This is a genomic window from Streptomyces sp. NPDC044003 (assembly GCF_056435185.1).
This window is the reverse complement of sequence record NZ_JBWKFA010000012.1, coordinates 28,660-51,712: the sequence shown is the minus strand read 5'-3', so window position 1 is coordinate 51,712 and position 23,053 is coordinate 28,660. Positions and strand designations below refer to the sequence as shown.

General features: G+C 69.0%; 21 protein-coding genes and 5 pseudogenes. 12 read left to right on the top strand and 14 right to left on the bottom strand.

Annotation, left to right across the window (positions count from 1 at the left end):
- The first annotated feature begins 19 nt into the window (after positions 1 to 19).
- Positions 20 to 1,705, top strand: coding sequence for an alpha/beta fold hydrolase (locus AC07AW_RS34365; protein ID WP_478819402.1), 1,686 nt, complete (start codon positions 20 to 22; stop codon positions 1,703 to 1,705).
- A gap of 327 nt (positions 1,706 to 2,032) precedes the next feature.
- On the opposite strand, the gene AC07AW_RS34360 is transcribed toward AC07AW_RS34365, so the two are convergent.
- Positions 2,033 to 2,428: a hypothetical protein gene (locus AC07AW_RS34360; protein ID WP_478819401.1), complete on the bottom strand. Its 396-nt coding sequence runs from the start codon at positions 2,426 to 2,428 to the stop codon at positions 2,033 to 2,035.
- A gap of 46 nt (positions 2,429 to 2,474) precedes the next feature.
- Positions 2,475 to 2,777 (bottom strand): annotated as a pseudogene (locus tag AC07AW_RS34355) (hypothetical protein); the annotation flags it as partial.
- Between the two features lie 76 nt (positions 2,778 to 2,853).
- Between AC07AW_RS34355 and AC07AW_RS34350 the strand changes: the two are divergent.
- The 4 genes from AC07AW_RS34350 to AC07AW_RS34335 all read left to right on the top strand — a co-directional run bounded on the left by AC07AW_RS34350 (position 2,854) and on the right by AC07AW_RS34335 (position 5,555).
- A complete protein-coding gene (locus AC07AW_RS34350) occupies positions 2,854 to 3,327 on the top strand; it encodes a hypothetical protein (RefSeq protein WP_478819400.1) in 474 nt (157 codons plus the stop codon).
- Positions 3,328 to 3,679: 352 nt separating this feature from the next.
- Positions 3,680 to 4,267, top strand: a complete 588-nt coding sequence (locus AC07AW_RS34345) for a hypothetical protein (protein ID WP_478819399.1) — start codon at positions 3,680 to 3,682, stop codon at positions 4,265 to 4,267.
- A 552-nt stretch (positions 4,268 to 4,819) separates the two neighbouring features.
- Positions 4,820 to 5,092 (top strand): hypothetical protein, encoded by a 273-nt coding sequence (locus AC07AW_RS34340; RefSeq protein WP_478819398.1) that lies wholly within the window; start codon positions 4,820 to 4,822, stop codon positions 5,090 to 5,092.
- Positions 5,093 to 5,324: 232 nt separating this feature from the next.
- Positions 5,325 to 5,555, top strand: coding sequence for a Tn3 family transposase (locus AC07AW_RS34335; protein WP_478819397.1), 231 nt, complete (start codon positions 5,325 to 5,327; stop codon positions 5,553 to 5,555).
- 100 nt (positions 5,556 to 5,655) lie between these two features.
- Here AC07AW_RS34335 and AC07AW_RS34330 read toward each other — a convergent pair whose 3' ends face one another.
- Positions 5,656 to 6,393: an SDR family oxidoreductase gene (locus AC07AW_RS34330; protein ID WP_478819396.1), complete on the bottom strand. Its 738-nt coding sequence runs from the start codon at positions 6,391 to 6,393 to the stop codon at positions 5,656 to 5,658.
- 94 nt (positions 6,394 to 6,487) lie between these two features.
- Here AC07AW_RS34330 and AC07AW_RS34325 point away from each other — a divergent pair, with 94 nt between their 5' ends.
- Positions 6,488 to 7,351 carry a LysR family transcriptional regulator gene (locus AC07AW_RS34325; protein ID WP_478819395.1) on the top strand — a complete coding sequence of 288 codons (864 nt, stop codon included), beginning with the start codon at positions 6,488 to 6,490 and terminating at the stop codon, positions 7,349 to 7,351.
- Here AC07AW_RS34325 and AC07AW_RS34320 read toward each other — a convergent pair.
- Both AC07AW_RS34320 and AC07AW_RS34315 read right to left on the bottom strand, forming a co-directional pair.
- Positions 7,275 to 7,511, bottom strand: a pseudogene (locus AC07AW_RS34320) (hypothetical protein); the annotation flags it as partial. The gene AC07AW_RS34325 and the pseudogene AC07AW_RS34320 overlap by 77 nt on opposite strands.
- 81 nt (positions 7,512 to 7,592) lie before the next feature.
- A complete protein-coding gene (locus AC07AW_RS34315) occupies positions 7,593 to 8,327 on the bottom strand; it encodes a GbsR/MarR family transcriptional regulator (protein WP_478819394.1) in 735 nt (244 codons plus the stop codon).
- 203 nt (positions 8,328 to 8,530) lie between these two features.
- On the opposite strand from AC07AW_RS34315, the gene AC07AW_RS34310 reads away from it, so the two are divergent.
- Positions 8,531 to 9,493: an ATP-binding cassette domain-containing protein gene (locus AC07AW_RS34310; RefSeq protein ID WP_478819393.1), complete on the top strand. Its 963-nt coding sequence runs from the start codon at positions 8,531 to 8,533 to the stop codon at positions 9,491 to 9,493.
- Positions 9,490 to 10,281 (top strand): ABC transporter permease, encoded by a 792-nt coding sequence (locus AC07AW_RS34305; protein WP_478819392.1) that lies wholly within the window; start codon positions 9,490 to 9,492, stop codon positions 10,279 to 10,281. The genes AC07AW_RS34310 and AC07AW_RS34305 overlap by 4 nt, the downstream gene beginning before the upstream one ends.
- Before the next feature lie 722 nt (positions 10,282 to 11,003).
- Here the strand turns inward: AC07AW_RS34305 and AC07AW_RS34300 are convergent.
- Positions 11,004 to 11,234, bottom strand: coding sequence for a hypothetical protein (locus tag AC07AW_RS34300; RefSeq protein WP_478819391.1), 231 nt, complete (start codon positions 11,232 to 11,234; stop codon positions 11,004 to 11,006).
- A gap of 421 nt (positions 11,235 to 11,655) precedes the next feature.
- Between AC07AW_RS34300 and AC07AW_RS34295 the strand changes: the two genes are divergently transcribed.
- Entirely contained in the window at positions 11,656 to 11,925 is a 270-nt protein-coding gene (locus AC07AW_RS34295) for a hypothetical protein (protein WP_478819390.1), read from the top strand.
- A gap of 373 nt (positions 11,926 to 12,298) precedes the next feature.
- Here AC07AW_RS34295 and AC07AW_RS34290 read toward each other — a convergent pair whose 3' ends face one another.
- The 5 genes from AC07AW_RS34290 to AC07AW_RS34270 form a co-directional block, all read right to left on the bottom strand.
- Entirely contained in the window at positions 12,299 to 13,111 is an 813-nt protein-coding gene (locus AC07AW_RS34290) for a hypothetical protein (RefSeq protein WP_478819389.1), read from the bottom strand.
- A gap of 65 nt (positions 13,112 to 13,176) precedes the next feature.
- Positions 13,177 to 13,605, bottom strand: coding sequence for a hypothetical protein (locus AC07AW_RS34285; protein ID WP_478819388.1), 429 nt, complete (start codon positions 13,603 to 13,605; stop codon positions 13,177 to 13,179).
- Positions 13,602 to 15,773 (bottom strand): integrase, encoded by a 2,172-nt coding sequence (locus AC07AW_RS34280; protein ID WP_478819387.1) that lies wholly within the window; start codon positions 15,771 to 15,773, stop codon positions 13,602 to 13,604. The genes AC07AW_RS34285 and AC07AW_RS34280 overlap by 4 nt, the downstream gene beginning before the upstream one ends.
- Positions 15,770 to 17,485 (bottom strand): hypothetical protein, encoded by a 1,716-nt coding sequence (locus AC07AW_RS34275; protein ID WP_478819386.1) that lies wholly within the window; start codon positions 17,483 to 17,485, stop codon positions 15,770 to 15,772. Before AC07AW_RS34275 ends, AC07AW_RS34280 begins: the two co-directional genes overlap by 4 nt.
- Entirely contained in the window at positions 17,485 to 18,909 is a 1,425-nt protein-coding gene (locus tag AC07AW_RS34270) for a tyrosine-type recombinase/integrase (protein ID WP_478819385.1), read from the bottom strand. The genes AC07AW_RS34275 and AC07AW_RS34270 overlap by 1 nt, the downstream gene beginning before the upstream one ends.
- Before the next feature lie 381 nt (positions 18,910 to 19,290).
- Between AC07AW_RS34270 and AC07AW_RS34265 the strand changes: the two genes are divergently transcribed.
- Positions 19,291 to 19,488, top strand: coding sequence for a hypothetical protein (locus AC07AW_RS34265; RefSeq protein ID WP_478819384.1), 198 nt, complete (start codon positions 19,291 to 19,293; stop codon positions 19,486 to 19,488).
- A 230-nt stretch (positions 19,489 to 19,718) separates the two neighbouring features.
- Here AC07AW_RS34265 and AC07AW_RS34260 read toward each other — a convergent pair whose 3' ends face one another.
- Entirely contained in the window at positions 19,719 to 20,228 is a 510-nt protein-coding gene (locus tag AC07AW_RS34260) for a hypothetical protein (protein ID WP_478819383.1), read from the bottom strand.
- On the opposite strand from AC07AW_RS34260, the pseudogene AC07AW_RS34255 reads away from it, so the two are divergent.
- Positions 20,218 to 20,967 (top strand): annotated as a pseudogene (locus AC07AW_RS34255) (transposase); the annotation flags it as partial. The gene AC07AW_RS34260 and the pseudogene AC07AW_RS34255 overlap by 11 nt on opposite strands.
- Before the next feature lie 171 nt (positions 20,968 to 21,138).
- Here AC07AW_RS34255 and AC07AW_RS34250 read toward each other — a convergent pair.
- A pseudogene (locus AC07AW_RS34250) lies at positions 21,139 to 21,354 on the bottom strand (DUF5713 family protein); the annotation flags it as partial.
- Between AC07AW_RS34250 and AC07AW_RS34245 the strand changes: the two are divergent.
- Positions 21,332 to 21,712 (top strand): annotated as a pseudogene (locus AC07AW_RS34245) (integrase core domain-containing protein); the annotation flags it as partial. The pseudogenes AC07AW_RS34250 and AC07AW_RS34245 sit on opposite strands and share 23 nt — an antisense overlap.
- Here the strand turns inward: AC07AW_RS34245 and AC07AW_RS34240 are convergent.
- Positions 21,709 to 22,752: a hypothetical protein gene (locus AC07AW_RS34240; RefSeq protein ID WP_478819382.1), complete on the bottom strand. Its 1,044-nt coding sequence runs from the start codon at positions 22,750 to 22,752 to the stop codon at positions 21,709 to 21,711. The pseudogene AC07AW_RS34245 and the gene AC07AW_RS34240 sit on opposite strands and share 4 nt — an antisense overlap.
- Positions 22,753 to 23,053: the final 301 nt, after the last annotated feature.

The following is a 23,053-nucleotide window of genomic DNA, read 5'->3' as shown; positions in this document are numbered from 1 at the left end:
GATCTATTTAGGAGTGCCCATGGATGCGATCGTCTTCGGCGCAACCGGCTTCATCGGCCGCGCCCTCGTCGCCGAGCTGCTCACTCGTGGGCAGCGGGTGGCAGCGGCCGTACGGAACGACACCCTCACCCCCTGGCTGACCTCCCGGGGCGTTGACACCGGCGGGCTCGACATCGTCGCCGCCGACATCACACGACCGCTGGCGGGACTGCCCGAGGTCCGCGACGTCTACAACGCCGCCGGTCGCTTCGCCTTCGGGCTGGGCGAGCAGGAGGCGCGAGCGACCAACGTCACCGGGGCGCTCAACGTGCTCGAATGGGCTGCCACACTGCCCCGGCTGCGGCGGCTGGTACACATCAGCGGGTACCGGGTGAGCGGGGGCGACGCCCACCCCGACTACGCCAGGCTGGGAGCCTACGAGGCGTCGAAGCACGAGGGTGATCTCGCGGTACGCGCCCGGGCGCAAGCACTGTCGGTCCCGCTGACCATCGCCAATCCCAGCACCGTGATCGGGGCGGGCCAGCACATCGGCCTGGCCGCCCTTGTCGAGGACCTGTGGAACGGTCGGCTCCCCGCGCTGCCCGGGGGCCCCGACACCTTCCTGCCCGTCGTCACGCTCGACTACTTCGTGCGGTTTCTTGCGGAGACCCCCGCATCGCCCGCGGGTGAGCACTACTGGGTGCTGGACGACACCACCCCCCTCCTGCCCGAGCTGATCGGCACGATCGCCGACCACATGGGCGTGCGGGCACCTCGCCGGACTGTTCCCGCCGGCCTGATCCGGCGTCTGCCGCGCAGGTTGACCGGCGCCGACCCCGAGACCCTGTCGTTCCTGTCGGCCGACCGCTACCCGACAGCCTCCGCCCACGCCTTCGCGTCGAGCGCCGGCCTGGAGATGCCGCCGGCCGCCGATGCTCTGCGCGCGTGGGCCGACGACCTGGTGGCCGCCCGCTTCGGTGCCGCATCGCCCTGGCTCAGCCCGTACGGCTTCCACGACGTGTCCGGCAGCCCGACCTGGGTGACCGGAGATCGGCACAGCCCCACCCACGTCCTGCTGCACGGATTGCCGATGAACGCCGACCTCTGGGCGCCCCTCGCCGCCGACCTCCCCGGCCCGATCCTGGCCCCCGACCTGCCGGGCCTGGGGCGCTCGGCCGCCACGACCCAGCCGGTTGACGCGTGGCTGGCCGACCTGCTGAGGCCGGTGCAGACCCGCCCCGCACTGGTCGCACACTCCCTGGCCTGCGGACCCGCGCTCCGCTTCGCCGTCGACCATCCGGACCGCATCAGCAGACTCGTCCTCATTGCGCCGTCATTCCTGCAAGCACCCGCCCCGCGTCTGGCCCGCTCGGTCCTGGCCGCACCGATCATGCGCCGCATGCCCGCCGCACGACTGGCTCAGTCGCTCGGCGTCCCCGAAGGGCCAGAAGTCCAGAGCGCCGCAGCGGACCTGCGTCGCCCCGGGGTGGCCCGCCGGGTGGCCACGGCCCTACGCACGGACGCCGCCGACCGCCGGCAGTTGCGGGAACTGCTGGACCGGGTGAACGTCCCGGTCCAGATCGTCGTGGGCTCGACCGACCCGCTGGTCACGGCCGTTGACTTCCCGGTGGCCGAGATCGCCGGGGCGGGGCACTATCCCCAGCTGACGCATCCCGCACAGGTCGCGCACCTCCTCGACGCTGCCTCCGCTCCCACCGGCGGATGACTCCAGCGCGGGGACGCAGTATCAACAGCCGACTCCCCTGGCTGAGTACGCGCCCTCTCACAATCACCCCTCCCCGGGAGCACATTCCAGATCGGCCCGAAGACTCCGTCGGCACCGGGTAGCCCTCTGGCTTGTCGAACGGCGCGGCAATCGCAGCGGTGCCCGCCAGGGCGCCGCTCGTCTCGTCCCGGGCGATCCGGCAGTCAGCCGTTCTGAGGCGGTGCTGTGTGTGTCCTCGGCAGATTGGTTAACAGGGTCGCCGCCGACTGCTGGGAGCGGCAGCGCAGGTGCGCCTTGCAGTAGTCACTGTGCGCGCATCCAGGGGCCTCATGAACCTGCATCGGCAGCCATCCGCTCCACCCACTCGCGCACGGTCACGGCACGCTCTATGCGGTTGACGATGTCCTTCTTGAAGGCAGTGTCCAAGGTCTCCGGAAGTTCGTCGAAGGTGTCGGGAAGGACATCGAGCAGACCCCGGATCTGTTCGCCGGTCCTGACTGTCAGCAGCTGCTGGCACCTCCACTGCAGTGGCACCTCGGGACGGTGCGTGAGCCGCTGCACGATCGTAGGAAACAAGTAATGGGTCGCCTCTGCGGCAAGGTGCTCTTGGAGCCAGTCGACCGGGAGGCGCTGGCTGAAGCCGTGCAGGGCGGCCTCTTGGGCCAGGCCCAGGAGTTGAGCGGTGTCGACGGCTCGGACGGTGCGGGGAAGGGTAGGAGTCACGTCGAGATGATCCCAGGAAGCCTCTGTGGGGCCGAGAGGTCACCTGGGCCGACCGGAAGGCGATCCAGCGAAGGGCAGGACCCAGACTGCCTCGAACGCCTCAGAAGGTAAGTCCCTCGGGGTCATGGCCTTCGCATTCCGAGACGGGCACCTCGGCTGTGATCCCGAAGCAGCTGTCATCAAAGCGGTCTGCGCAGCGAGCCCGCTGTCACTCGGCGAGGGAGGCACCGGCGATCGGGGTCAGCTCAGGCCCTTCGAGCTCGACCAGCCGGACCACCCAGCCGTCGGCGTCGACCTCGAAGTGGAACCAGATGGCTTCCTCGTCCTGGAGGCAGCGTGTGGACGTCACGTAATTCCGCTCTGCCGGGCATGTTGTGATGGCGGAACCCGTACGTGGTGTACGGCTGCGGCCTAGGGTCATGGCCATGGAGTCCCTTCCACCGAACCCGATACGCACCCAGACGCTCCGCAGGCCGGGACAACGGGTAGCCCTGTTCATGGTGGGGAGTCTTTTTGCGCTGTTGAGTGCTGGGGCGCTGATCAGCGGGGCCGTTGCCGCGGATCCCGTCGGCATGGTGATGTACACCGCGATCAGCGCAGGTGGTGTCTGGATTGCGTTGCGCGGCTGCGTCATGGGCGTGCGGATCGACTCCACGGGTCTCACCGAGCGTGGCCTGGGACGCTCGAAGGTCGTTCCATGGTGTGTGATCGGCGCGGTCGGCACCGGTGATGGCCCTGGACTCGCTCCGGCACAGGCTCCCGGATTGGTCCTCAAGAACGGCAAGCGGGTGGGACTGGGTGCCCTCGCTTCGTACTCCAGCCGTACGGTCGATGCCGACTTCGCCCTGATCAAGTCCCTGCACGCCCTGCACGTCACCGGCTGCCCCAACTGTGCGTGATTGCTGCGCAGGGCGTCGTACCGCCGGTACCTAGCCATAGTCGCGTGTACGAAGGTTGAGCGGCCGCAGCCGCACGGAGTTCAGGAACCGGTCCGATGCTCGTAGGAGGATCCGGGTGCGGAGTAGATCGAGTCTGACTCTGTCGCAGCCAGCACGCTTGAGGAGTTTGCCTCTGGTGACCTGGCCTCCACCCCAGCCTGAACTCCAGCTGCTCGAGGGGTATCGCCGAGGTAAGCCCAAAAGGGGCCATGGAATATGATCTTGAAGCCGTGCCGACGCGACGCGTCACCCGTTCGGCTCGGGTTCGTTGATGGCGATGGTTGTCGTCTGGAGCCCGGGGTGGCTAGGGCTAGTGACATCGATCGAGCGAACGGCGTATCCGCCATTCCAACGGCTGATCACCGCGCACGAGCTGCATCTGTTCTTCTCGCCGACTCGCGATGAGCTGGAGTGGGCCGCCGACCGTACGGACAGCGGTGATCATCTGCTGGCTCTGCTGCTGATGCTGATGCTGATGCTGATGCTGATGCTGATGCTGATGCTGATGCTGATGCTGAAGGCATATCAGCGGATGGGGTGCTGTGCGAAGGTGGGGGACATTCCGGAGGCCGTGTCGGAGTTCGTGCGGCGGGCGGTGGAGCTGCCGGAGGGCACGCCGGCGGCGTGCCGGGCGGCGAAGACCATGAAGAACCCCGGGGCCTGGTCCGGCAGCGGGTTGGCGTGGCCTACGACCAGAGCAGGGCCCGGCGGATCGCCGAGGAGTCGATCCGCAAGGAGGCCGAGTCGAAGAACCGGCGACAGCACGACGCTGTTCAACCGGCTCAAGAAGCCTGCCCAGGGCCCGACCTGGTCCCGCTTCAAGAGCCTGGCTAAGCGGCTGGAATGGGTGGACGGGCTCGGCGATACGGGCGTGTGGACGGACGGTATCGCGGCGGGGTAGATCACCAACTTCGCCGGGAAGGCGGACGCGACCGACGTGTCGGAGCTGCGGGACTACGAGCCCGTCAAGCGCCTCGCTCTGGTGGCGTGCCTGGCGCACAAGGCGCGGATGCGGGTCCGTGACGACCTGGCGACGATGTTCTGACCGCCGAGGTCCGGATGGTCTTGGAGGGCCTGGACAACAGGCGACGGCCGACGAGGTCGTGCGGCGGCTGGAGGGCAGGGTTTCCCCGGCGTTCCTCGCCCTGGCCAGGGCCCAGGCGGTGCAGGCGGGTGGCCTGGGCACGGTCACCAAGGCCGTGGAGGGCTTCGGTGGTTTCGCGGGGCAGTACGAGCAGATCGAGAAGGTCTCCGCCCATCACGCCAACATCTGGGAGGTGCTGCTGTACGGGCAGATCGGCCAGGACCGGGCGGTGATGTTCGACCTGGCCGGGGGAGCTGGAATGCAAAGCCACATCGGAGGACGCACGTCCTGGCCGCGCTCGCGCACGCCCGGCGGCACCAGAGGGCTCGCGGCGCGTACGTCAGCGCCCTGGGCTAGGACGGCCGTGCCGTGGACGTCTCCTTCGCCACGCAGAACTGGCAGAAGGACGTGGCCGACAAGACGCGGCCGGGGACAGTTCGTCCGCAAGCACTTCGAGGCGATGCTCTCACCGCCCTCGCGGAGGAGCTGTGGACCGGCGACGTGGCCGTGGCGGGCTCGGAGGAATACGCGGACTGGTCCCAGCAGCTGCCGACCTGGGAGACCGCACAGGAGAAGCTGGACGCCTGCCTGGTGGAAGTCGGCCTGTGCGGGGAGGGCGAGGCCGACGGGTTCGACGCGTAGTTCTTCCACCGGCAGCTGGAGGACAGGCTGCGCGATGCCGCCGCGGCGTCGGATGCCGGCTACCCGGACAACGAGGGCCTCGTCATCGACACCGAGACGGGCATCCCGTCGCTCAAGGCGCACCGGGCGGACGCGCAGCGGCCGTCCGCGAAGCGGCTGGAGGAGGAGATCAAGGCCCGGATGCCGGCACGGTCCCTGATGGGGATCGTGGCCCGGACCGCGTACTGGAGTGGTGGCGCCGTTCGAGATCGTGCGGCAGCTGCTCGACGGGGGCTGGACGATCGAGCCGGAGGACTTGGCCCACATCTCTCCGTACCTGACCGAGCACATCAACCGGTTCGGCGAGTACTCCACCCACGAACTCGCCGTCCAGCCCGACGCCTACGACCCGAAGCTCGACGTCGACCTCACCCCGCTGCGCGAGCAGGACCTCACCACCGCCGCTCTCGGCCGGGCCGCCTGAACAGCGCGGCCCCGGCTGGCGAGATCAGGAGGAGATGTGGGCGCACCCGACACGTCAGGCCGTTCGTTGCGCCCACGGGCCGGGCGTTGGCGCCCGCAGGTCACCAGGGGATGACGCCGTCGTCTTCGAAGAATGAGCCGGTCGGGCCGTCGTCGGGAAGCGTGGCGAGCCGGATCGCGGTGGCTGCGCCCTGCTCGGGGGTGCGGGATCCGTAGAAGCCGGTGAAGTCGGTCGCGACCAGGCCCGGGCAGGCGGCGTTGATCAGGATGTTCGTACCGGCGAACTGCCGGGCGTACTGCACGGTGATGGCGTTGAGGTACGACTTCGACGGTGCGTAGGCCGCCATGATGGGGCCGATCTCGATGTTCGGGTCCGCCTGCCGGGTCAGGGAGGCGACGCCGCTGGAGACGTTGACGATACGCGGCGACGTGGAGCGCCGCAGCAGCGGCAGCAGCGCGTTGGTCACCCGGATGACGCCGAGGACGTTGGTCTCCAAGACCCTGCGGACCACGTCGAGGTCGAGCGCGGTCGGGTCCTGCACCCACCCCGGGCCGGACTCTCCCGAGATCCCGGCGTTGTTGACCAGGACGTCCAGGCGCCCGGCCTGCCGTTCGATCAGTTCCGCGGCATCGGTGACACTGTGGTCGCTGGTCACCTCCAGCGGCACCCCGAACGCGTCCACCCCGGCGGCGCGCAGCTTCTCCACGGCGGTCTCGAGCCGGGCCTCGTCCCGGGCTCCCACGCCCACGCGGTATCCGAGGGCACCCAGACCGCTCGCGATCTCGTACCCGATTCCCTTGTTCGCGCCGGTCACCAGCGCAATCTTCGTTTCGCTCACGGATTGATGCTCACTCACCCGACGGCAATGCGGCCAACACCGATAGGGCATCCAGTGATACTCGTGGGGTATCACCGGGGAGTACGCTCCGGGCATGGACACCCTGGAGACCCGCGAGCTGAGGTACTTCGTGGCCGTCGCCGAGGAACTGCACTTCGGCCGCGCCGCAGAGCGGCTCGGCATCGCCCAGCCACCGCTGTCCCGGGCGATCCAGCAGCTCGAACGGCGCCTCGGCGTCTCGCTACTGGACCGCAACCGCCGCGGAGTCTCGCTGACCGGCGCCGGAGAGGTCCTGCTGCACGAGGGTCGCGCCGCCCTGCACGCGACCACCGCCGCCGTACGCCGCACCCGTCGCGCCGGTGGCGCCGATCATCCGGGTGACGCACGCGATCGCCTGGTGCTGGCGGTCAAGGCCGCCGCGTCTCAAGAACTGCTGCGGAAGCTTCTCGACGCCTACGCGGCCCAGCCCGACGCCGCCGAGATCGAAGTGCTGCCATGCGGTATCGGCGAACAGGAAATACTGCTGCGCGACGGCCGCGCCGACGTGGCACTCATGCAGACGCCGTTCAACTCCCTCGCCGGGTTCGACAGCGAGGAACTACTGACCGAGGGACGGATTGCCGTCCTGCCCGCCGTGCACCCTCTCGCCAGGCACAAGACCTTGTCCCTGGCCGACGTCACCGACATCCCTGATCTTCCGCTCGCCCGCTGGCCCCGCAACGGCGCCTACGCTCCCGGCCCCGGCCCCGAGATCCGCGACCAGACCCAACTGGCCCAGCTGATCGCCCTCGGACGCACCGCGGCCATCTGCCCCGAGTCGTCCCACACCTGGCTGTGGGCCGAACACGCCGCCGTCCCCCTCACCGACGCGCCCCCCGTCATCACCCACATAGCCTGGCCCCCGCACAGCCGCTCCCGCGCCCTCGCCCAGCTGATCCGCACGGCCACCCAGCTATGACCCCGGGGAGTAGACCTGCACACACGGAAGGGCAGCCTGCACCTGATTGAGCGGGGCATCGACACCCCGGCACCTTGAGCGCCTTGGCGAGGCGGGGCGCGAGGCGGAAGCGGGCGGTGTGGTACTGGACGGCCACTTTGCCCTTGCTGGTCCGGCACGGTGAGCCCGCGGGGGGGGGTGCCGCAGGCGGACATCGGGCGACGGAAGCGGTACGGCGAGACCTTCGGTCGACGTGATTCGCTCAGCCGGTTTCGGATGTCTTTCGAGGGCGGGTGGAGTAGATCTTGTGCCAGTACTCGGCCGAGCGGACCAGGTCGTCCATGACGTGGAGGAGGAACTGGCTCGTGTTTTCCAGTCGAGCGCCGGCGGGGGTGGTGGCGCCGAGTTTCTGGGCACCGGTTGCGCAAGCCTCGGCGATCTGGGTCTGGTTGTGCGCGCTGGCCATGATGGATTGGAACACCACGTCGTCTTCGATGGCATAGCGTTCGGCACGACTGTGGGGGTCGCGTTCGCGTTGGACGAGTGCCTGGTTCTCCAGGTAGCCGATGGCCTTGGAGATGGAGGCGGGGCTGACGTGCAGGCGTCGCACGAGTTCCGCGGAGGTGAGGCTGCCGCTGTCGGTGGTGAAGAGCGCGGCGAGCACCTTGGCCATCATCTGCGGGAGCCCGGCCTGAATCATCAGTTCTACGCTCTGCGCGCCCACCTCGTCCACGAGTCGTGGATCGCGCCCGCCGAGGTCGGTCCTGCCCGGTGACGTCGTCGGCGCAGTGGTCCTGCCCTGACGCGCGTGCCGTGTGCCGGCTTGGTGGGCCGCCTCGGCGTGGTAGCCGCGCGGCCCGCCGTTGCGCACCACCTCGCGGGTGACGGTCGAGGTCGGCCGGCCGATGCGGCGGCCGATCGCGGCGTAGGTCAGCCCCTCGCGCAGGCCCGCGGCGATCTGCCGCCGGTCCTGGAGGGTGAGTCTGTCACCAGGCATCGGGCGTCCTCCGCTCTTGTCGTCGGAGCCAGCTTAATGCAACGCGACACGTTGCATTAGCTGACACACGCCATGCAACGATTTACTCCATCTACCTGCGAATACTCCGTTGCTTCACGCCAGAGTGATTGACGCTCTAATGCATGCAACGTAATTTTTGCAGAACTGTGAAGGCCAGGAGTTCATCGACGGAAGCGAAACCCATGCCTACCGACCTCGATCACCCCGCGCTCACGGCGACCGCCGTACGCAAGGCGTACGGCGACCACGCGGTGCTGAGCGGCATCGACCTCGACATCCCTGCGGGATCGGTCTTCGCGCTACTCGGCCCCAATGGCGCGGGCAAGACCACCATGGTGCAGATCCTGTCCACACTCATCCGCGCCGACGCCGGGGAGATGCGGGTCGCCGGCCACGACGTGGTCCGCGATCCGGACGCGGTCCGCGCCGCGATCGGAGTCACCGGCCAGTTCTCCGCGGTCGACGGCTTCCTCACCGGCGAGGAGAACCTGCTACTGATGGCCGACCTGCACCATCTGCCCCGCCAGGAACGGCGGCAGTGCGCCACCGACCTGCTCGCGCGGTTCGACCTGGTGGACGCGGCCCGCAAGCCGGCGGTGACGTACTCCGGCGGGATGCGCCGACGCCTGGACCTCGCGATGACGCTGGTCGGCCGGCCCCGGGTGATCTTCCTCGACGAGCCGACCACCGGGCTCGACCCGCGCAGCAGGCGGACCATGTGGGAGATCATCCGCGGGCTGGTGACCGACGAAGGCGTCACGATCTTCCTCACCACCCAGTACCTCGAGGAGGCCGACCAGCTCGCCGACCGGATCGCGGTGTTGCACCGGGGAAAGATCGTCGCCCAAGGCACGGCAGAGGAGCTCAAGCAACAGGTCGGCGGCGGTCACATCACCCTGCGGTTCACCGACGCACGCGGCCACGACTACGCGGCCCAGGCCCTGGACGTGGTGTCCCGCGACGATGAGGCACTCACCCTGCAGGTCGCCGGCCAGGGCGACGTCCGGTCTTTGCGCGCACTCCTTGACTGGCTCGACCGCGCCTCACTCACCGTGGAAGAACTCCAGGTCCACACCCCCGACCTCGACGACGTCTTCTTCGCACTGACGGGCAACCCCGTCGCGGAACAGGAGATCGCCCGATGAGCACCGCCACCCACGCCTTCACCGACTCGGCAACCATGCTGCGCCGCCAGTTGCGGCACATGCTGCGCTACCCGACGCTCACCCTCACCGCCGCCGGAGTCCCGGTGGTCTTCCTGCTGCTCTTCGTCTACGTCCTCGGCGGCATCCTCGGCAGCGGCCTCGGCGGGCCGTCGGGCGGCCGGGACACCTACGTGAACTACGTCGTCCCCGGCGTCATCCTGATGACCGCGGCCACCGCGGCCCAGGGCACCGCGATCTCGGTGGCCATCGACATGACCGAGGGCATCGTCGCCCGGTTCCGCACCATGGCCATCGCCCGGGTCTCGGTGCTCACCGGCCACGTGCTGGGCAGCCTGGCCCAGACCCTGCTGAGCATGACCATCGTCACCGGCGTCGCACTCCTGGTGGGCTTCGAGCCCACCGCGGACTTCGGTGAATGGCTCGCCGTGATCGGCATGCTCGTACTGATCATCTTCGCGCTCACCTGGCTGGCGGTCGCGCTGGCCATGGCGGCCAAGAGCGTCGCGGCCGCGAGCAACATGCTGACGCCACTGATGATCCTGCCGATGATGGGCAGCGGGTTCGTCCCCACCGACTCGATGCCCGCCGGGCTCAAATGGTTCGCCGACTACCAGCCGTTCACCCCGTTCATCGAGACCCTGCGCGGGCTGCTGATGGGCACCCCGATCGGCAACAACGCGGTTCTCAGCATCGGCTGGTGCGCCCTGATCGCCCTGGGCGGCTACCTGTGGGCCAAGAAGCTCTACAACCGCGAGCCCACCCAGTGAGCGGCGCAGTTGCCGGTGACCAGCAGCAGCTCTCCTCGGCCGCGGCGGCCGAGCGGTCTGCACGCCGTCACGAGCATCCTTTGATGGTCACGGGCCACCGAGATCTGCGACGCGGCGCCAGTTTCTCCATACGTGAATCAGACCATTACGGTGCCGGCTCGGGGTCGGATGCTCGGTCGATGAAACCCGGAAGTCCTCATCGTGTCTGCGTGCGTGATCGGTCGGCGGCGCCGGCAGATGCGCGGGGATGGGGCACGACGACCACCAGTTCCAGGTCGAGCCGGGCGTCCACTCCGACCGCACGCACGCCCCTTTGACTTCGATCACTGGATCAGACCACGACGATGCCCAGGGCAGGGAAACGGGACGCGTCCAACTACCCGGGACCTACTTTGCGGCTGGTGTCTGAGCCAGGACACCGGGGACGACAACGCCACGAACACGCGGAGGGCTGAACCCACAGGTCCAGCCCTCCGCCATGACAGGGGCGAGGCCCTGGCTGCAACTTGTCAGGGAGGCGACCCGGGCCCGCCCCGACAAGCTACCGACACCCCCACGCCAGGCCCCTTGGACACTCCGCCCAGACCCACCAGGTCACCCAATCAATGGTTCCCAGTCTCGCCGGAGAACACCGGCCACGGTCGAGTACGTCACCGCCACGAACGAAATACATCCGGCTCCCGTTCATACCGGAGCAGTGGCTCTCGTATGACCCGAAGAAATCAGGCGGCCTGACCTGCGGTTAGATCGCTACTTTGCGGCTCGCCGTGGCTTCGGTAGCCCCAGGCCGTAAACAGCAGCATCATCCCGGCCAGCAGCCCGAACGCCCCACCAATGACCAGTCCCGACTCCGGGGCGAACACCGCGTACGGGACGCCTTCCTCGTCGATCAACGGGGTACCGCCGGCCCACCGCTGGTCGTTGACGGTCAGGCCCACCGTCGCGGCAATCACGTGCTCACGGCCCCGGTGGTCCACCGCCTCCCGTACGCCCCGTCGGGCCAGCAGCCGCGTCTACCAGTCTTCCCCGGCCGGACCACCCAGCCGCAGGTGCGCGCCCTCCGAAGCCGTAACCCGCTCCAGCGCGGCCTGGCGGGAGACGGCGTTCTTCGCGTCGATCTCGGCCCCGATTCTTCGCCACCTTGGCCGTGGCGCGGGCCCGCCGTTCCTCCAGCTCGCGATCCTGCTTCTCCTTCTCCACCAGGAAGACGTCCTCGGCGGCGGCGTACTGCGGTGCCGTCCACACCTGCTCCAGCTGCCGCAGCAGCGGGTAGCGGAGCCTGGTGCGCAGGGTGTGCGGGGCGACCTTGGCGGTGAACACCCCTCGACCACCCGTACCCCGTTGTCCGTCGTGGCCAGCCGTAAGGAGGGCACCGTGCCCGACCACGGTGGGCGGGGCTGGTCGCTGAACCAGCAGGACGTGCCGTCCTCGCGCATACGCATGGTGCGGGCGGTGATGTCGGCCACTGAGATCGGGGAGAGCTGGGCCTCCAGCGCCATCCGCCAGACCCCGGCCGGGTCGGTGGCCAGTACGTCCGCCGTCGAGGGGCTCATGCGCGACCAGCTGGCCGCGTACCGGGTCGCGGAAGGGGACCAGCCGTCCGGTGCCCGTACCTCCAGCTCGGCATGGGCGCCCGCGTCGTGACGGACCCTCAAGCCGCACTCGCGTCCGAAGCCGACGACGTCGAGCGCCACTCCTGCCGCGCTGTCACGCATCGTCAGGTTCACACTGCCTCTCGCGCTCCGGCGCGGTCGCAGGGACTTATCACACCGGCCGGTTCACGAAGGTGCCCCGGTTCGCGAAACTCCTGCGCGTGCCCACCCCCTCCGACCGCGACCCCGGCCAGCCGTGGCGGCCCGGCACCCCAGTGCCTGCACCCATCGACCCGGACACCCCGACCGCGGACATCCACATCGGGTACGCAAGATAGCTTGGCATGAGACGTGTCCACGCGTGATTGTCTCGCCCCGACTGGGGCCGAGTGTCGCGAGGTCATCTTTGGTGAGGGGACCGTGTCTCATTCAGAATCGGGGTTTTCTGCCGACAGATTGTCGCTTCCCTGTTCATCCTGGGTCGCGAGGGCGTCAATGGCCCGGGCGATCGTCTCATCGAACTCGCTCTGGCGCTCGGCGACTTCCTGCAAGTCGATCCCGTTGCGCACATCCTCGGCAGGTCTGCGGGTCGGTGCGTCCAGCCGCAACTCCGCCGGGAACGGTGGCAGTCCGGCCAGCAGCGTCGCCAAGCCCGGGTCCTCCAAAGTGGCGAGTGACTCCAACTCCATCGTCTTGGCGAGAATCCGCCGCAGCTCGATCTCAATGACCCCCAGGTCGAGGGTCTCGCCGGCTACCTCGACGACCCAGGAGCCGCTGTCAACTCTCCGCATCGGCGGTTGTGGAAAGGGTGTCAGCCCACCGGCTTCCATTTCTTCGGCCGTGAAGCGGGGCTGCTCGCCCGTCCACGCGTCAAGGCGCTCGTCGAAGTGTTCGCTGGCGTCCCGGACCTTCCGGTCCAGGAGAGGTGATGCGTCGTCCACACCCAGTAGAACGCGCAGACACTCCCAGCGGTACTTGCGCCGGTCGTAGGCATCCTGTTTGGGCCCGGCCTTCTTCGGCCGGTCGTTGTCCAGTCCGACGGGCTTGAGCATCTTCGAGACCTTGGCACTGAACATCAGGAAGGTCTCCAGCGGGATCCAGACCAATGGGTCCGGCGGCGTTTGGCCTGCCCGCATTCGGATCTCCAGCAGCGCGACCTGCGCGTATCGGATGTCTCGCGCCAGCCAGGTCAGGTAAACCCGCTGTGCCCATTCGTCCCAGATCAACTTCTCAGTCACAGCGACCATCCTCCACTCGTTCAGTGCGCGGCGGCATTCGATTTGCGTCGCCGGACGCTGCAGGTCTATCTGCTTGGCAGCACGCGGACCCTGGTCTCCGTGGTGGACGTCAGTTCCCGCCGCAAGGCGGTGATCTCGTCGTGCTGGGCGGCGAGGCGGGAGAGCGCTTGTGCTCGGAAGTTTCGGAGATCACCGACTTCGGCGTTCCTCCTGCCAAGGCGTTCGCGCAGGCTGGCGACCTCGGCCTTGAGCCCCTCGATCTGGGCGAGCCGCGGGTCGGGGCGATGTCCGGCATCCTGGGCAGCGGTCCGCTGGCGGTCGAACTCGGCTTTCAGATGCGGATAGGCGCGGTAGAGGGTCGCTCGTGGCACTCCCGCGAGGGTGCACAGGCTCTTGACGTCGCACTTCAGGCCTTCTGGGACGGGTCCGGCAAGGAGCTGTTGCATTGCTGCCCGAATCCTGGCCTCGGCTTCGTTCTGGCGTTCCTGCGTCATCGGGCGGGGTCCTCCTCAGCGTGTCCGGCGGTGTCGATCTCGGCGACGATGCGGGTGGCACGGTCGAACGCGGCCTGGGCTCGTGCCCGTTCGGGCTTGGAGAGTCTGGGGTTGCCCAGGAAGACGGCTTGGGTGTTCTTGGCATGGTCGGCCCAGATCTGCCGGTGCTGGGGGTGGTGGGTGGCCTGCGGGCAGCGCGCCGAGTCACACATCCCCATGAGGGGTTCGTCGGCGTCCGGGGTGCTGGCGAGTTTCAGGCACAACGCCTTCCCCGGGTCGGAGAACCAGCAGTAGTTACCGATGCCCATGTGCAGAGTCTTCGCCTTCGCCTTGAGGACACGCTCGACGCGGCGGTCGTCGATGACGGTGACCGGCCCGGCGTCGTGCCGTTCCAGGATCTGGTCGACGGTCTTGAAGGCGACGATGAGGTCGCGGGCACCCTGGCCGCTGGGCAGGATCCCGCGCTGGTAGTCCTCGTAAGCGGCGACGGTCAGCCGTAGATGTTCGGCTTCTTCCTCGGTGGCGACTTCGGCGGCGAAGGCAGCCTGGTGTCCGCCAGGGCGGGCGGCATAGCCCTCGGCCGTGGCGACACTGACATGCTTGAGGTGCAGTTTCACGGCCATCAGTCCGTGCGGGCGCTGGGCGATGGACATCGCGAGCGTGCGCCGCAGAGCTCGGGGGTTGACCGGGCCGTCGGGGATGGGCTCCAGGCCGAGCCGCTGTCCGTACTCGCCGTTCACCCATGCGCGCAGGGCGGTATAGCGGCTGTTGCTGTTGTTGGATGCCTTGGCGAACAGCCGCTCACCCGGGGCGGCGCCAGTGAGGGCTTCGGCGGTGGCGATGGCCCGGTGCACGTCTTCGGTGACCACCCACGCGTCCTCGGTCCCGCCGAATGCCTCGCCCTTGATGCGGCGGGAGACCAAGCGGTAGCGGGTGCCGCCGCCGGGCCGCTGTTCCTGCTGGCGGCAGCCGCTCGTCAGTTCCGCCAGCTCCGAGGAACGCATCCCGGAAAGCGCCGAGGTGAGGAAGTAGGCAGCCGAGGTGACGGCATGGACCGTGGCGTCCAGTTGGTGCCGGGCCATCGGCAGGGCCCAGGGCACCAGTGTGCCGTCATCGTGCCGGGACACCAGGGCCGCATCGCGGCACCAGGGCTGTTCAAGGCCGCACTCACTCACCCACCGTTCCAGTTCGGGACGGAGCCTCTCCAGGTCCCTGCGGTGCCCCATGGCCCCCGCCGCCTGAACGACGAGCGGATGCCACGACATGTGCAGGAGCGGGTCGCCCGGGTCCCATCCACGCTTCAAGCGCTGAGTGACGGTCGCTTCAGCGGCCCGTGCAGCGGGAAGCCCGGTCTCTCGCCGTCGCTCGATGACCTCGCGCAGGCCATCGACCTCAGTGACCAGCAGGCCCCGCCGCGAGGCGGCCTCATGCTGGTCGGCGGCGCGGGCCGCGGCCGCCTCGGCCACCAGCTGTGGGCCGATTGTCTCCAGCAAGTACAGACAGTTCGCCAGCAGAGGTCGCAGCAGGTTGTCCGGGACCGGCGGCACCCGGTTCTCGTCGCTGCGTACATATCCCGTGACCTCGTCCGCGCTGCGGCCCGGCCACGGGGCGAAGCCCGGCTGGTAGCAATCGCTGAGGATCTCTGCATAGAGGACGAGGAACTGCGGGATGCGGACCATCGCCACCGTGGTCGCAGGCGACAGCAGCCGGTCAGGGTCGGTGGCACTGCGCGAGGCAGCCGCGAGATGGGCGTCGCAGTGATGCTGGCGGACCTTCGACAGCGAGGTGACGCCAGCCGCGGTGAGGTGGTTGAACCACAGGGCCAGGTGCTTGAGTTCGGACCAGACAGAGTTCGGGTTCAGTGGAGTGCGGAACGCCTGCGGCAAGACGGCCACGTCCGGATGGAGCGGGGCCATCCGCGCCATCAGGTACTCGCGGGCAACCTGCCGCCAGCGGGGGTTGATGATGGCGGTGAAGTCCAGGATCTTGCGGTGTGCGGTCATCACCACCGGGGCGTCGGCGAGGCCGGTCAGGTCCCAGACATCCTGGTCGAATACGGGCCGGGGGCTGCCGGGCTCGCGCCGCAGGCCGGCGGTCTCGATGACCGGCAGACCGTGGAAGGGGCGCCGCCCGGCCAGGGCCGGGGAAGCGGCATGGGCGGTGGTCACTGGGGCTGTTCCTCCAGGTGCAGCGGCAAGAAGGCGTCGGTCTCGGCGCTCTGCCGGGTGGCGGCCTCGATGGCGGCCGGGCCGAACCGGGGCAGGACGTCCTCGTCCAGGCGGGCCGTGTATGGACCGAAGATCCGCAGGAACTGCGCGGTGGTCATCTGCTGGGCCTGCCGGGAGAAGTACTCCTTGAGCCGGAGCAGGTTGGGCAGGTGGCGGGGTGCGAACGCGGCGAGCGGACACAGCAGACACACCCAGGGCCGGGCCGGACACAAGGTTCCCGCCGGGGCGTGCGGACCGTTGAGCGGGCTGGCGCACGCGGCGACGAACATGTCCTGCTCACCGGAGAGCAGAGCCTTGATGGCCGCCGCGTCCAGACCGGCGTCCTCGACCAGGCTCGGGAAGTCTGCGGCGAACGCGGCAGCGTCCTCACTGCTGATCACGACCGGCGGGGCGGCCTTGCGGCGCACATCGCCCTGGGCCTGTTCGATAACGCCCTCCAGCGCGTCCAACTGGGCCGGGGTGTGAGAGCTGAGGTAGTGATCTCCCTCGACGCGGGCGCTGTGGTTGGGGTCGATCGTCGTGCGTCCGGTCCAGGCCGCGCGGTCGCGCCGGTGGTGGCAGGTAGCCCTGACCCGGCCGCCGTGCACCGGAAGGGGCTGCCCGTCGTCACCGAGTACGCCCGAGGACTCCATCCAGACCCGGCGCTGGCGCTGGCCGCGAGGGCGGTCGAAGATCCTGCCCTGCCCTCTCCCGAGCCCGTCACAGCCCACATAGATCCACAGACGACCAGCCAAATCCCCGGCGTGCTCACGTAGTTGGGCCGAGTGCTCCAGCCAGCGGTCCAGCAACCGCACGGCATCACGGGACAGGTTGAGCGCCTCGTTCCCGGTGCGCCCCTTGCGGTAGGAGAGCAGGACCGTGTTCGCCGAAGTCCGGGTGATGTCGTCGAGTCGCAGGGCATCGATGCCGTCAGGGACGATGCCCGTGCGCATCGCGAACAGCGTGAGGTAGGCGAACGCCGTCTCCGAGGCCGGGAACAGCGCCGCCTCGACCGCCGCGCACTGGGCCCGGTCAACACCGGCGCCTCTGCCGAACCGCTCGACGGCCCTTCTCGCCTCCGCGGGGCCCGCGTGGAGCCAGAGCCAGGCGAGGTTGTCGAAGGTGACGCCGTGTACGGACGGATCGGCGCCCCGGCCGGCTGCCTCCAGCGCCTGACGGTGGGCGCGGCGGGCCGCCGCGATCTGATTGGTGCAGGAGGCTTCAAGCCGCCGCCATTCACCGTCGCTGTAGGGCTGGTTGGGTCGGCTTTTCTCCACCTTGTTGATCCGCCGCCCGGCCAGGTGACGGCCGATCCCCGGGTCCAGTCCTCCAGCTGTCTCCTGGAAGGCGTTCAGCACCACGCGGATGCGCCGCTCGCGGTGGTAGTCGCAGGTCAGCCAGTACTGGACCAGCGTGGCCGGGGTCAGATCGGCAAGACCGCCCGTGACTCCCAAGGCGTCGAGGTCGCGCGCCATCCGGCGCATCGTCGTCATGTACTGCCTGGCCACCGAGCGGGTCCGGATTGGCCCGTGCGGATGCGTGGCCGCCACCAGCCCGACGGCCAGGTCCGCGGCCAGCTGCTGGTTCGGCAGATCGTGCAGGACACCGTGGTGGATGACGCCGTCCGGCAAAGTGAAGAGCACCGCCAAGGGCTGCTGGATCTCGGCCGGCATCAGACCTCGCCCTCGAACTCGGCGACCGCGTCGGCATCCACACCCAAGGCTCCTCCGGCAGCCGCGTAGGCGTCCCGGTAGATCCGCTGGGTGTCGAGCAGATGCAAATACGCCTGAGTGGTGGCGGCACTCGTATGCCCCAACAAATCACGCAGCACCAGCAGCGGATCGGCCTTGGTCAGATAGAGCGCCAGGGCGTCGTCGCCCGTGTCCACGACGAGCTGGGCAGCCTGCTGGTAGTAGCCGCGCACCAGCCGCTCCAAGGTGGCCATCGCGAAGGTGTGCCTGGTGACATGGGGATGGACATGTGGGAAAGAAGGCTCAAAGCGGTCCCGGATCCGCTGCGCGGTCCGGCGCAGAACGGTCGCCCAGTCGACGAATGGCTTCCCGCCGGCCTGCACCGCCAGCAGCGCACTGCCTCCGCCGGGTGCCACCAGCCGCAGCCGCTCGGCCGGGGTGAGGCTGTGCCAGCGCCGTCGCATTCCGTTGATCAGCGCGCCGTCGTGAGTCGGCGCCTCGACGAACAGCGGATCACGAGGCCGCCACCACGAACCCTCCGCCGCCGCGGCCCGCTCCCAGCCGATGTAGTCGTGAACCCGGGCCAGATCGTCGTAGTCGATCCACGTGGAGCGGCCCTTTCTGCCCTTCGCCGTCGGCGGGGCGAGCACCAGCGGCACCGGCACCGCCGTGCGGCGGCGCGGCAGCGGCGGCACCTCGTAGACCGTCAGATGCGTGAACTCCTGCGACCGCAGTCCACTGGACAGCGCCAGGCCGATCACGGCCGCGTTGCGACCGGTCTCCCGTCCCCGGAACGAGACGTCCCGCTCGCCCGCCGGGTCGTTGCCCGCCAGGGCATGCATCAGCAGGTCCGCGTACGGCTTCTCCAGGTATTTGCGCGTCGCATGCGCGTTGCCCGTACGCACCGTCGCCAAATTCCTGGTGACCTCCACGCGCGCACCATCCGGGCGGGTCATCGACTGCCGCGCGTAGGAGAACGGGACCGTCGGCGCGTACCCCTCCGCCGCCGCCCACTGATAGAAGGACGAGAGCGTCTTGACCGCCAGATTCCAGCTCGCCGGGCTCAGCCGCACCTCCAGCGGCCCGGACAGCCGGTACTCGGCGTACATCGACAACGCATCCCGAAGCCGCTGCCGGTCGGCGAAGACCGGAATCCTGCGAGCGTCGAGGAACTCCGCCCAGCCTTTGAGAGCCTGGGCGTACGTCCTCCACGACTTCGGTGACGGCGCCCCGCTGACCGGTAACTCCCGGAGCCAGAGGTTCATCACCGTCGTCGGCCGCGGCCCCGCAGAGTCCTCGAAGCAAAGGTCCTCGTCAATGAGGACGGGCATGGCCTCCCGGATGAGCGGCCGGTCGCACAGGCCCCACTCTTCCCACCCGGCGGAACTGAAGTAATGAAGGATCACGGATCGAACCTGGAGTGAGACACGAGACAGAGCAAGAGCTAACACTCATACGAGGGACGGAACTTCACCCTCACGAGACACGCTCAAAGCGCAGAGCTAACGCAAGGGGTTCCAGCCTCACCCAGGAGCTCCAGTCGCAGCTCGACGCGCTCGCCGGACACGGCATCCTCCGGGACAAGATCTTCTCCGAGAAGATCAGCCCACGCGTGCGGGTACGCACACAGTTCAAAGCCGCGCTCGCCGCCGCGAGGGAGATCAAGGCCCACGCCCCGCACCGCCGGGTGATCTTCACGGTGAACGAAATGAAGAGGCTGGGGCGCGGACGCCGCAGAGCCGACCGCTCTCGCCAACCACCTGACCGCCCACGGCCTGGTCCTGGAGATGCTCACCGGGCCTCTCCAGGGGATGTACGCCCCCAGCGGGCCGGGACGCCTGCTGTTCGGGTTCTTCGCCGCGATGACGGAGCCCGAGCGGGAGAACATCTGGGAATCCACCCCCGAAGGGCTCGACGCCGCAGCCCCGTCGAGGCGGCGCACGCCGACTTCGCCGCTCCAGCAGCTTGACCGCAGCACCGTGTAGACACTCAGCCCTTCACACCACCAGGGCGACCACGAGAACCCGGCCTTCACGGCTTCGAGATCATTCCATGGCCCCTTTTGGGCTTCCCTCGGCGATACCCCATCGACAGGCCGGCGACGACAGCGTCCCGGTCGCCGGAGCCCCTGCCCTCTCGGGTGAAGTGAGCCTTCCGGCGCCCTCACACGGTGGGCGCCGGAAGGCAGTGGGGCATCTCTTGTGTGGCCTTCGGGTCAGCGGAAGGTGACGGAGGCGCCGCCCGCCGGGGTGGTGACGGAGGCCGGGCAGAGGAAGCTGCCCGAGGTGCGGGTGGCGGTGAAGGCACGGTTGACGTACTTGCGGGTCGTTCCGTCACGGTCCCAGACCAGGGAAGTGGCCCGGTAGCGGCAGCTGATGAACGACTGCTGGCCGGTGATGTCGATCATGTCGGTGCGCGCGGTGGCGGTGGCGTCGTCGAAGGTGAAGGCGGGGTTGTTGTTGAGGGTGGCGGTGATCCCGCCGTCGCAGGTGAGGTTGCCGCCGGGGCGGTTGACGGTGGCCCGGTCGACAGTCAGGGCGCTGGGCGGGGCGGCGCTGGTGTTCGCGCCGGTCCACGTACAGGTGCTGCCGGCGACCACGATGACGCCGTCGGCCTTGAGTTCGGCGGTCGGGCCAGTCGTGGTAGCGGTGGCGGTGACCGTGCCCGCGACGACCGTCGCGAGGGTCAGGGCAGCGATGCCGGTGTAGCGGGAGATGTGCCTCATGTCGCTCCTCCTTGCCACGTCCTTGTGGCGTATGGGGGGCAAGGCCGGGAAGCCTCGCGGGAGAAGTGCGGGAGAGATCTCGTACGGCGACACGTCCGGCGGCAGGCGGTTTCCCCCGGGGATCGCGACGCGCAAGGAGCGTGCCATGGGGGTCTTGAAATGTCATGACCACGCCAATCATTTGCCGGATTCCGGCGCGGCGCCGGAACCCGTACACGGGATCCGCGATCCCTCGCCTCCGAGCCGGCGCCACAGGACGTCCTGTGCCGGCTGGACGATGACCCGAGTCGGCAGCTGCAAACACGCCGGGGAGCACAGGAGCGGATCCAAGCCATCGCTCAGCGGCAAGACTCACCGAACAGACACGTCATCACTTATGACGGCCGCATTGCCACCCGATCACCTTGACCAAAGACATAGGGGCACCCCCCGGCACGTCGCGCTCGCGTCGCGTCGCGTCGAGCAGGGGAAGAAGCCCATGTCGGTCGTGGTGACGGCAGGGCAGCGTGGGGATTCGCCGCAGTTCGAGCCGGTGCTGGAGAAGGTCCGCGTGCCTCGTATTGGGCCGGGCCGGCCACGCGTCCGCCCCGATCGCGTGCGGGCGGACAAGGCGTACGCCTCGCACCGGCATCGTGCCTACCTGCGCCGCCGCGGGATCCGCTGCACCATCCCGGACAAGGCCGATCGGGCACGCAACCGCCGAAAGCTCGGTTCCCGCGACGGCCGGCCACCGCGTTTCGACCGGGCCGACTACCGCGAGCGCCATGCGGTCGAGTGCGGGATCAACCGCTCAAAAGACATCGCGCCGTCGCCACGCGATACGACAAGCTCGCCGTCCGCTACGAGGCGACCGTGCTGGTCGCAGCTCTCAACGAATGGCTTTGATCGGAGGTGGCCTTCCCGTACTCGTTCACCAGTCCCGGCCGGAGGTCAGCTCCTCCGCATCCGCGGACGTGAACCCGTATGCCGACGCGACGAAGCAGAACTCGTCACAGATCCACTCACGCGCAACCGTCTCGATCTCGCTCCCGGCCGCCACGAACTCCCTTTCCAGCAGGTTGAACTCCTCCGTCGAAGCCTGGGTGAGTGCATACAGGCTCTCCAGATCCGACGGCTGCTCGGCCTTCCTGACCCGCGCGGCCGCGTTCTTCCACAGCCACGGCATCGACCGCATCGAGCGGGTTCTGACCGACAACGCCTGGGCCTACCGCAAGGGCCTGGCCTGGAAGGCAGTCCTGGCCGACCTCGGCGCCACGGGCAAGCTGACCCGCGCCTACCGGCCGCAGACCAACGGCAAGGTCGAACGCTTCAACCGCACCCTGCTCGACGAATGGGCCTACCTACGGCCCTACAGCAGTAACGCCGAGCGCAGCGAGGCCCTGGCAGACTTCCTCCACACCTACAACCACCACCGCTGCCACACCGCACTCGACGGCCACCCGCCCATCAGCCGCGTCAACAACGCTGCGGGTCAATACACCTAGCGCCCGAGCAGACGGTTCCAGAGGCCGGGCTTCTTCTCCTCCGCGGGGCGGGCGGGCCGGACTTCGAGCGACCAGTCGCCGTCCCCTTTGACGACCGCCAGGACCAGGGGCCCCTCGGGGAGCACCCGTGCGTCTTTCGGGTGCCGGCCCGTCTCGCTCGCCAGCGTGTCCGGGTACGGGGCGGGGGCTCCGGGGCGACGCGGCTTGTGGCCCTCGATGCGCAGCCACCCGACCCCCTCCGCCGAGCGAATTCGGGAGACCAGCTCGCCCGCGGGCCCGGTGTGGAGCAGGACGTCGGAGCCCCGCCCGGTGGCCCCCTCGCCGAGCGCGCGCACCATGCTGAGGGGCCGGATCACGACCACCCACTCGTCCCGGCTGTCGCACTGGACGCGGAAGCGCAGGGGGTACAGGCTGTCGCACCACATCACCCTCCGGTCGAACCGGTGGGGCGGGAAGCTTCTGCCGAGGTGGACGGCCTCCCTGCCGTTCCAGTCGAGGGAGTCCATCCAGAAGATGCCCGAGCCCGTCCTGGCGACGTCGACCAGGACGTAACCGGGCGGAGGCGTCTCCTCCATGGCGAACTTGGCGTCGCCCCTGCCGACGTACACGATGTCCTCGAACTCCCCGCCGAGGATCCCTGCGGCCGCGGCCGTCCCGGCGGACAGGGCCGTTCCGGCGGACGGAGCGGGTGAGGGGGCGATCAGCCCCGCCCACCGTCCGTCGTCCGCGAGGTCGATCCGGCGCGGGGGCCGGGCGCGGTCCTCCCCCCGCGCGTCGGCCCCGGACCCGGCCGACGCGCCGTCCGAGGCGGAGCCCGTACCCCTGCCCGAACCCCGGTGCGTACCCGTATGCGTGCCCGAACCCGAATCGGGTCCCGCACCGGCGTCCGGCCCCGTGCCCGGACTCGACCCCGAACCTGTGTCCGGCCCCGGGCCCGACGACTTGCCGACGGCTCCGTGCGGGATCTCCAGCGGGACCGGTCCGGTCTGCCCTGACTGTCCGGGGGCCGGCAGGTCCTCCCCCTTGCTGATCTGCGTCACGGCGTCATGCTGGCACGCGCCGCCCGGCCTGCCCAGGGCTTTCGACACACGCCCTGAGACCCCTTTCGAGATACGTCTTCACACGTTCGTACTCGCGTATCCGGGCGCGGACCGACAGGCGACCCGAGGAGACGTCCGCCACCGCGCCGCTACCGTCGCGCACCCGCCACCGCTGGCGGGTTCCCCCCTGCGGCCGGGCAAGCCGCACGCGAACCGACCGCTTCCGTGCTTTCCCTTTCCCCGGGATGGCAGCATGCACCGAAGCGCTCTCCCGGCTGGGTGGGATCGTTTCGTAGGGAAC

Bases quoted from the DNA above. Each gene is read 5' to 3' on its own strand.
- AC07AW_RS34365 (WP_478819402.1), top strand. From the start codon at position 20: ATGGATGCGATCGTCTTCGGCGCAACCGGCTTCATCGGCCGCGCCCTC.
- AC07AW_RS34350 (WP_478819400.1), top strand. From the start codon at position 2,854: ATGGAGTCCCTTCCACCGAACCCGATACGCACCCAGACGCTCCGCAGG.
- AC07AW_RS34325 (WP_478819395.1), top strand. From the start codon at position 6,488: ATGGACACCCTGGAGACCCGCGAGCTGAGGTACTTCGTGGCCGTCGCC.
- AC07AW_RS34315 (WP_478819394.1), bottom strand. From the start codon at position 8,327: ATGCCTGGTGACAGACTCACCCTCCAGGACCGGCGGCAGATCGCCGCG.
- AC07AW_RS34310 (WP_478819393.1), top strand. From the start codon at position 8,531: ATGCCTACCGACCTCGATCACCCCGCGCTCACGGCGACCGCCGTACGC.
- AC07AW_RS34305 (WP_478819392.1), top strand. From the start codon at position 9,490: ATGAGCACCGCCACCCACGCCTTCACCGACTCGGCAACCATGCTGCGC.
- AC07AW_RS34285 (WP_478819388.1), bottom strand. From the start codon at position 13,605: ATGACGCAGGAACGCCAGAACGAAGCCGAGGCCAGGATTCGGGCAGCA.
- AC07AW_RS34275 (WP_478819386.1), bottom strand. From the start codon at position 17,485: ATGCCGGCCGAGATCCAGCAGCCCTTGGCGGTGCTCTTCACTTTGCCG.
- AC07AW_RS34265 (WP_478819384.1), top strand. From the start codon at position 19,291: ATGCTCACCGGGCCTCTCCAGGGGATGTACGCCCCCAGCGGGCCGGGA.
- AC07AW_RS34260 (WP_478819383.1), bottom strand. From the start codon at position 20,228: ATGAGGCACATCTCCCGCTACACCGGCATCGCTGCCCTGACCCTCGCG.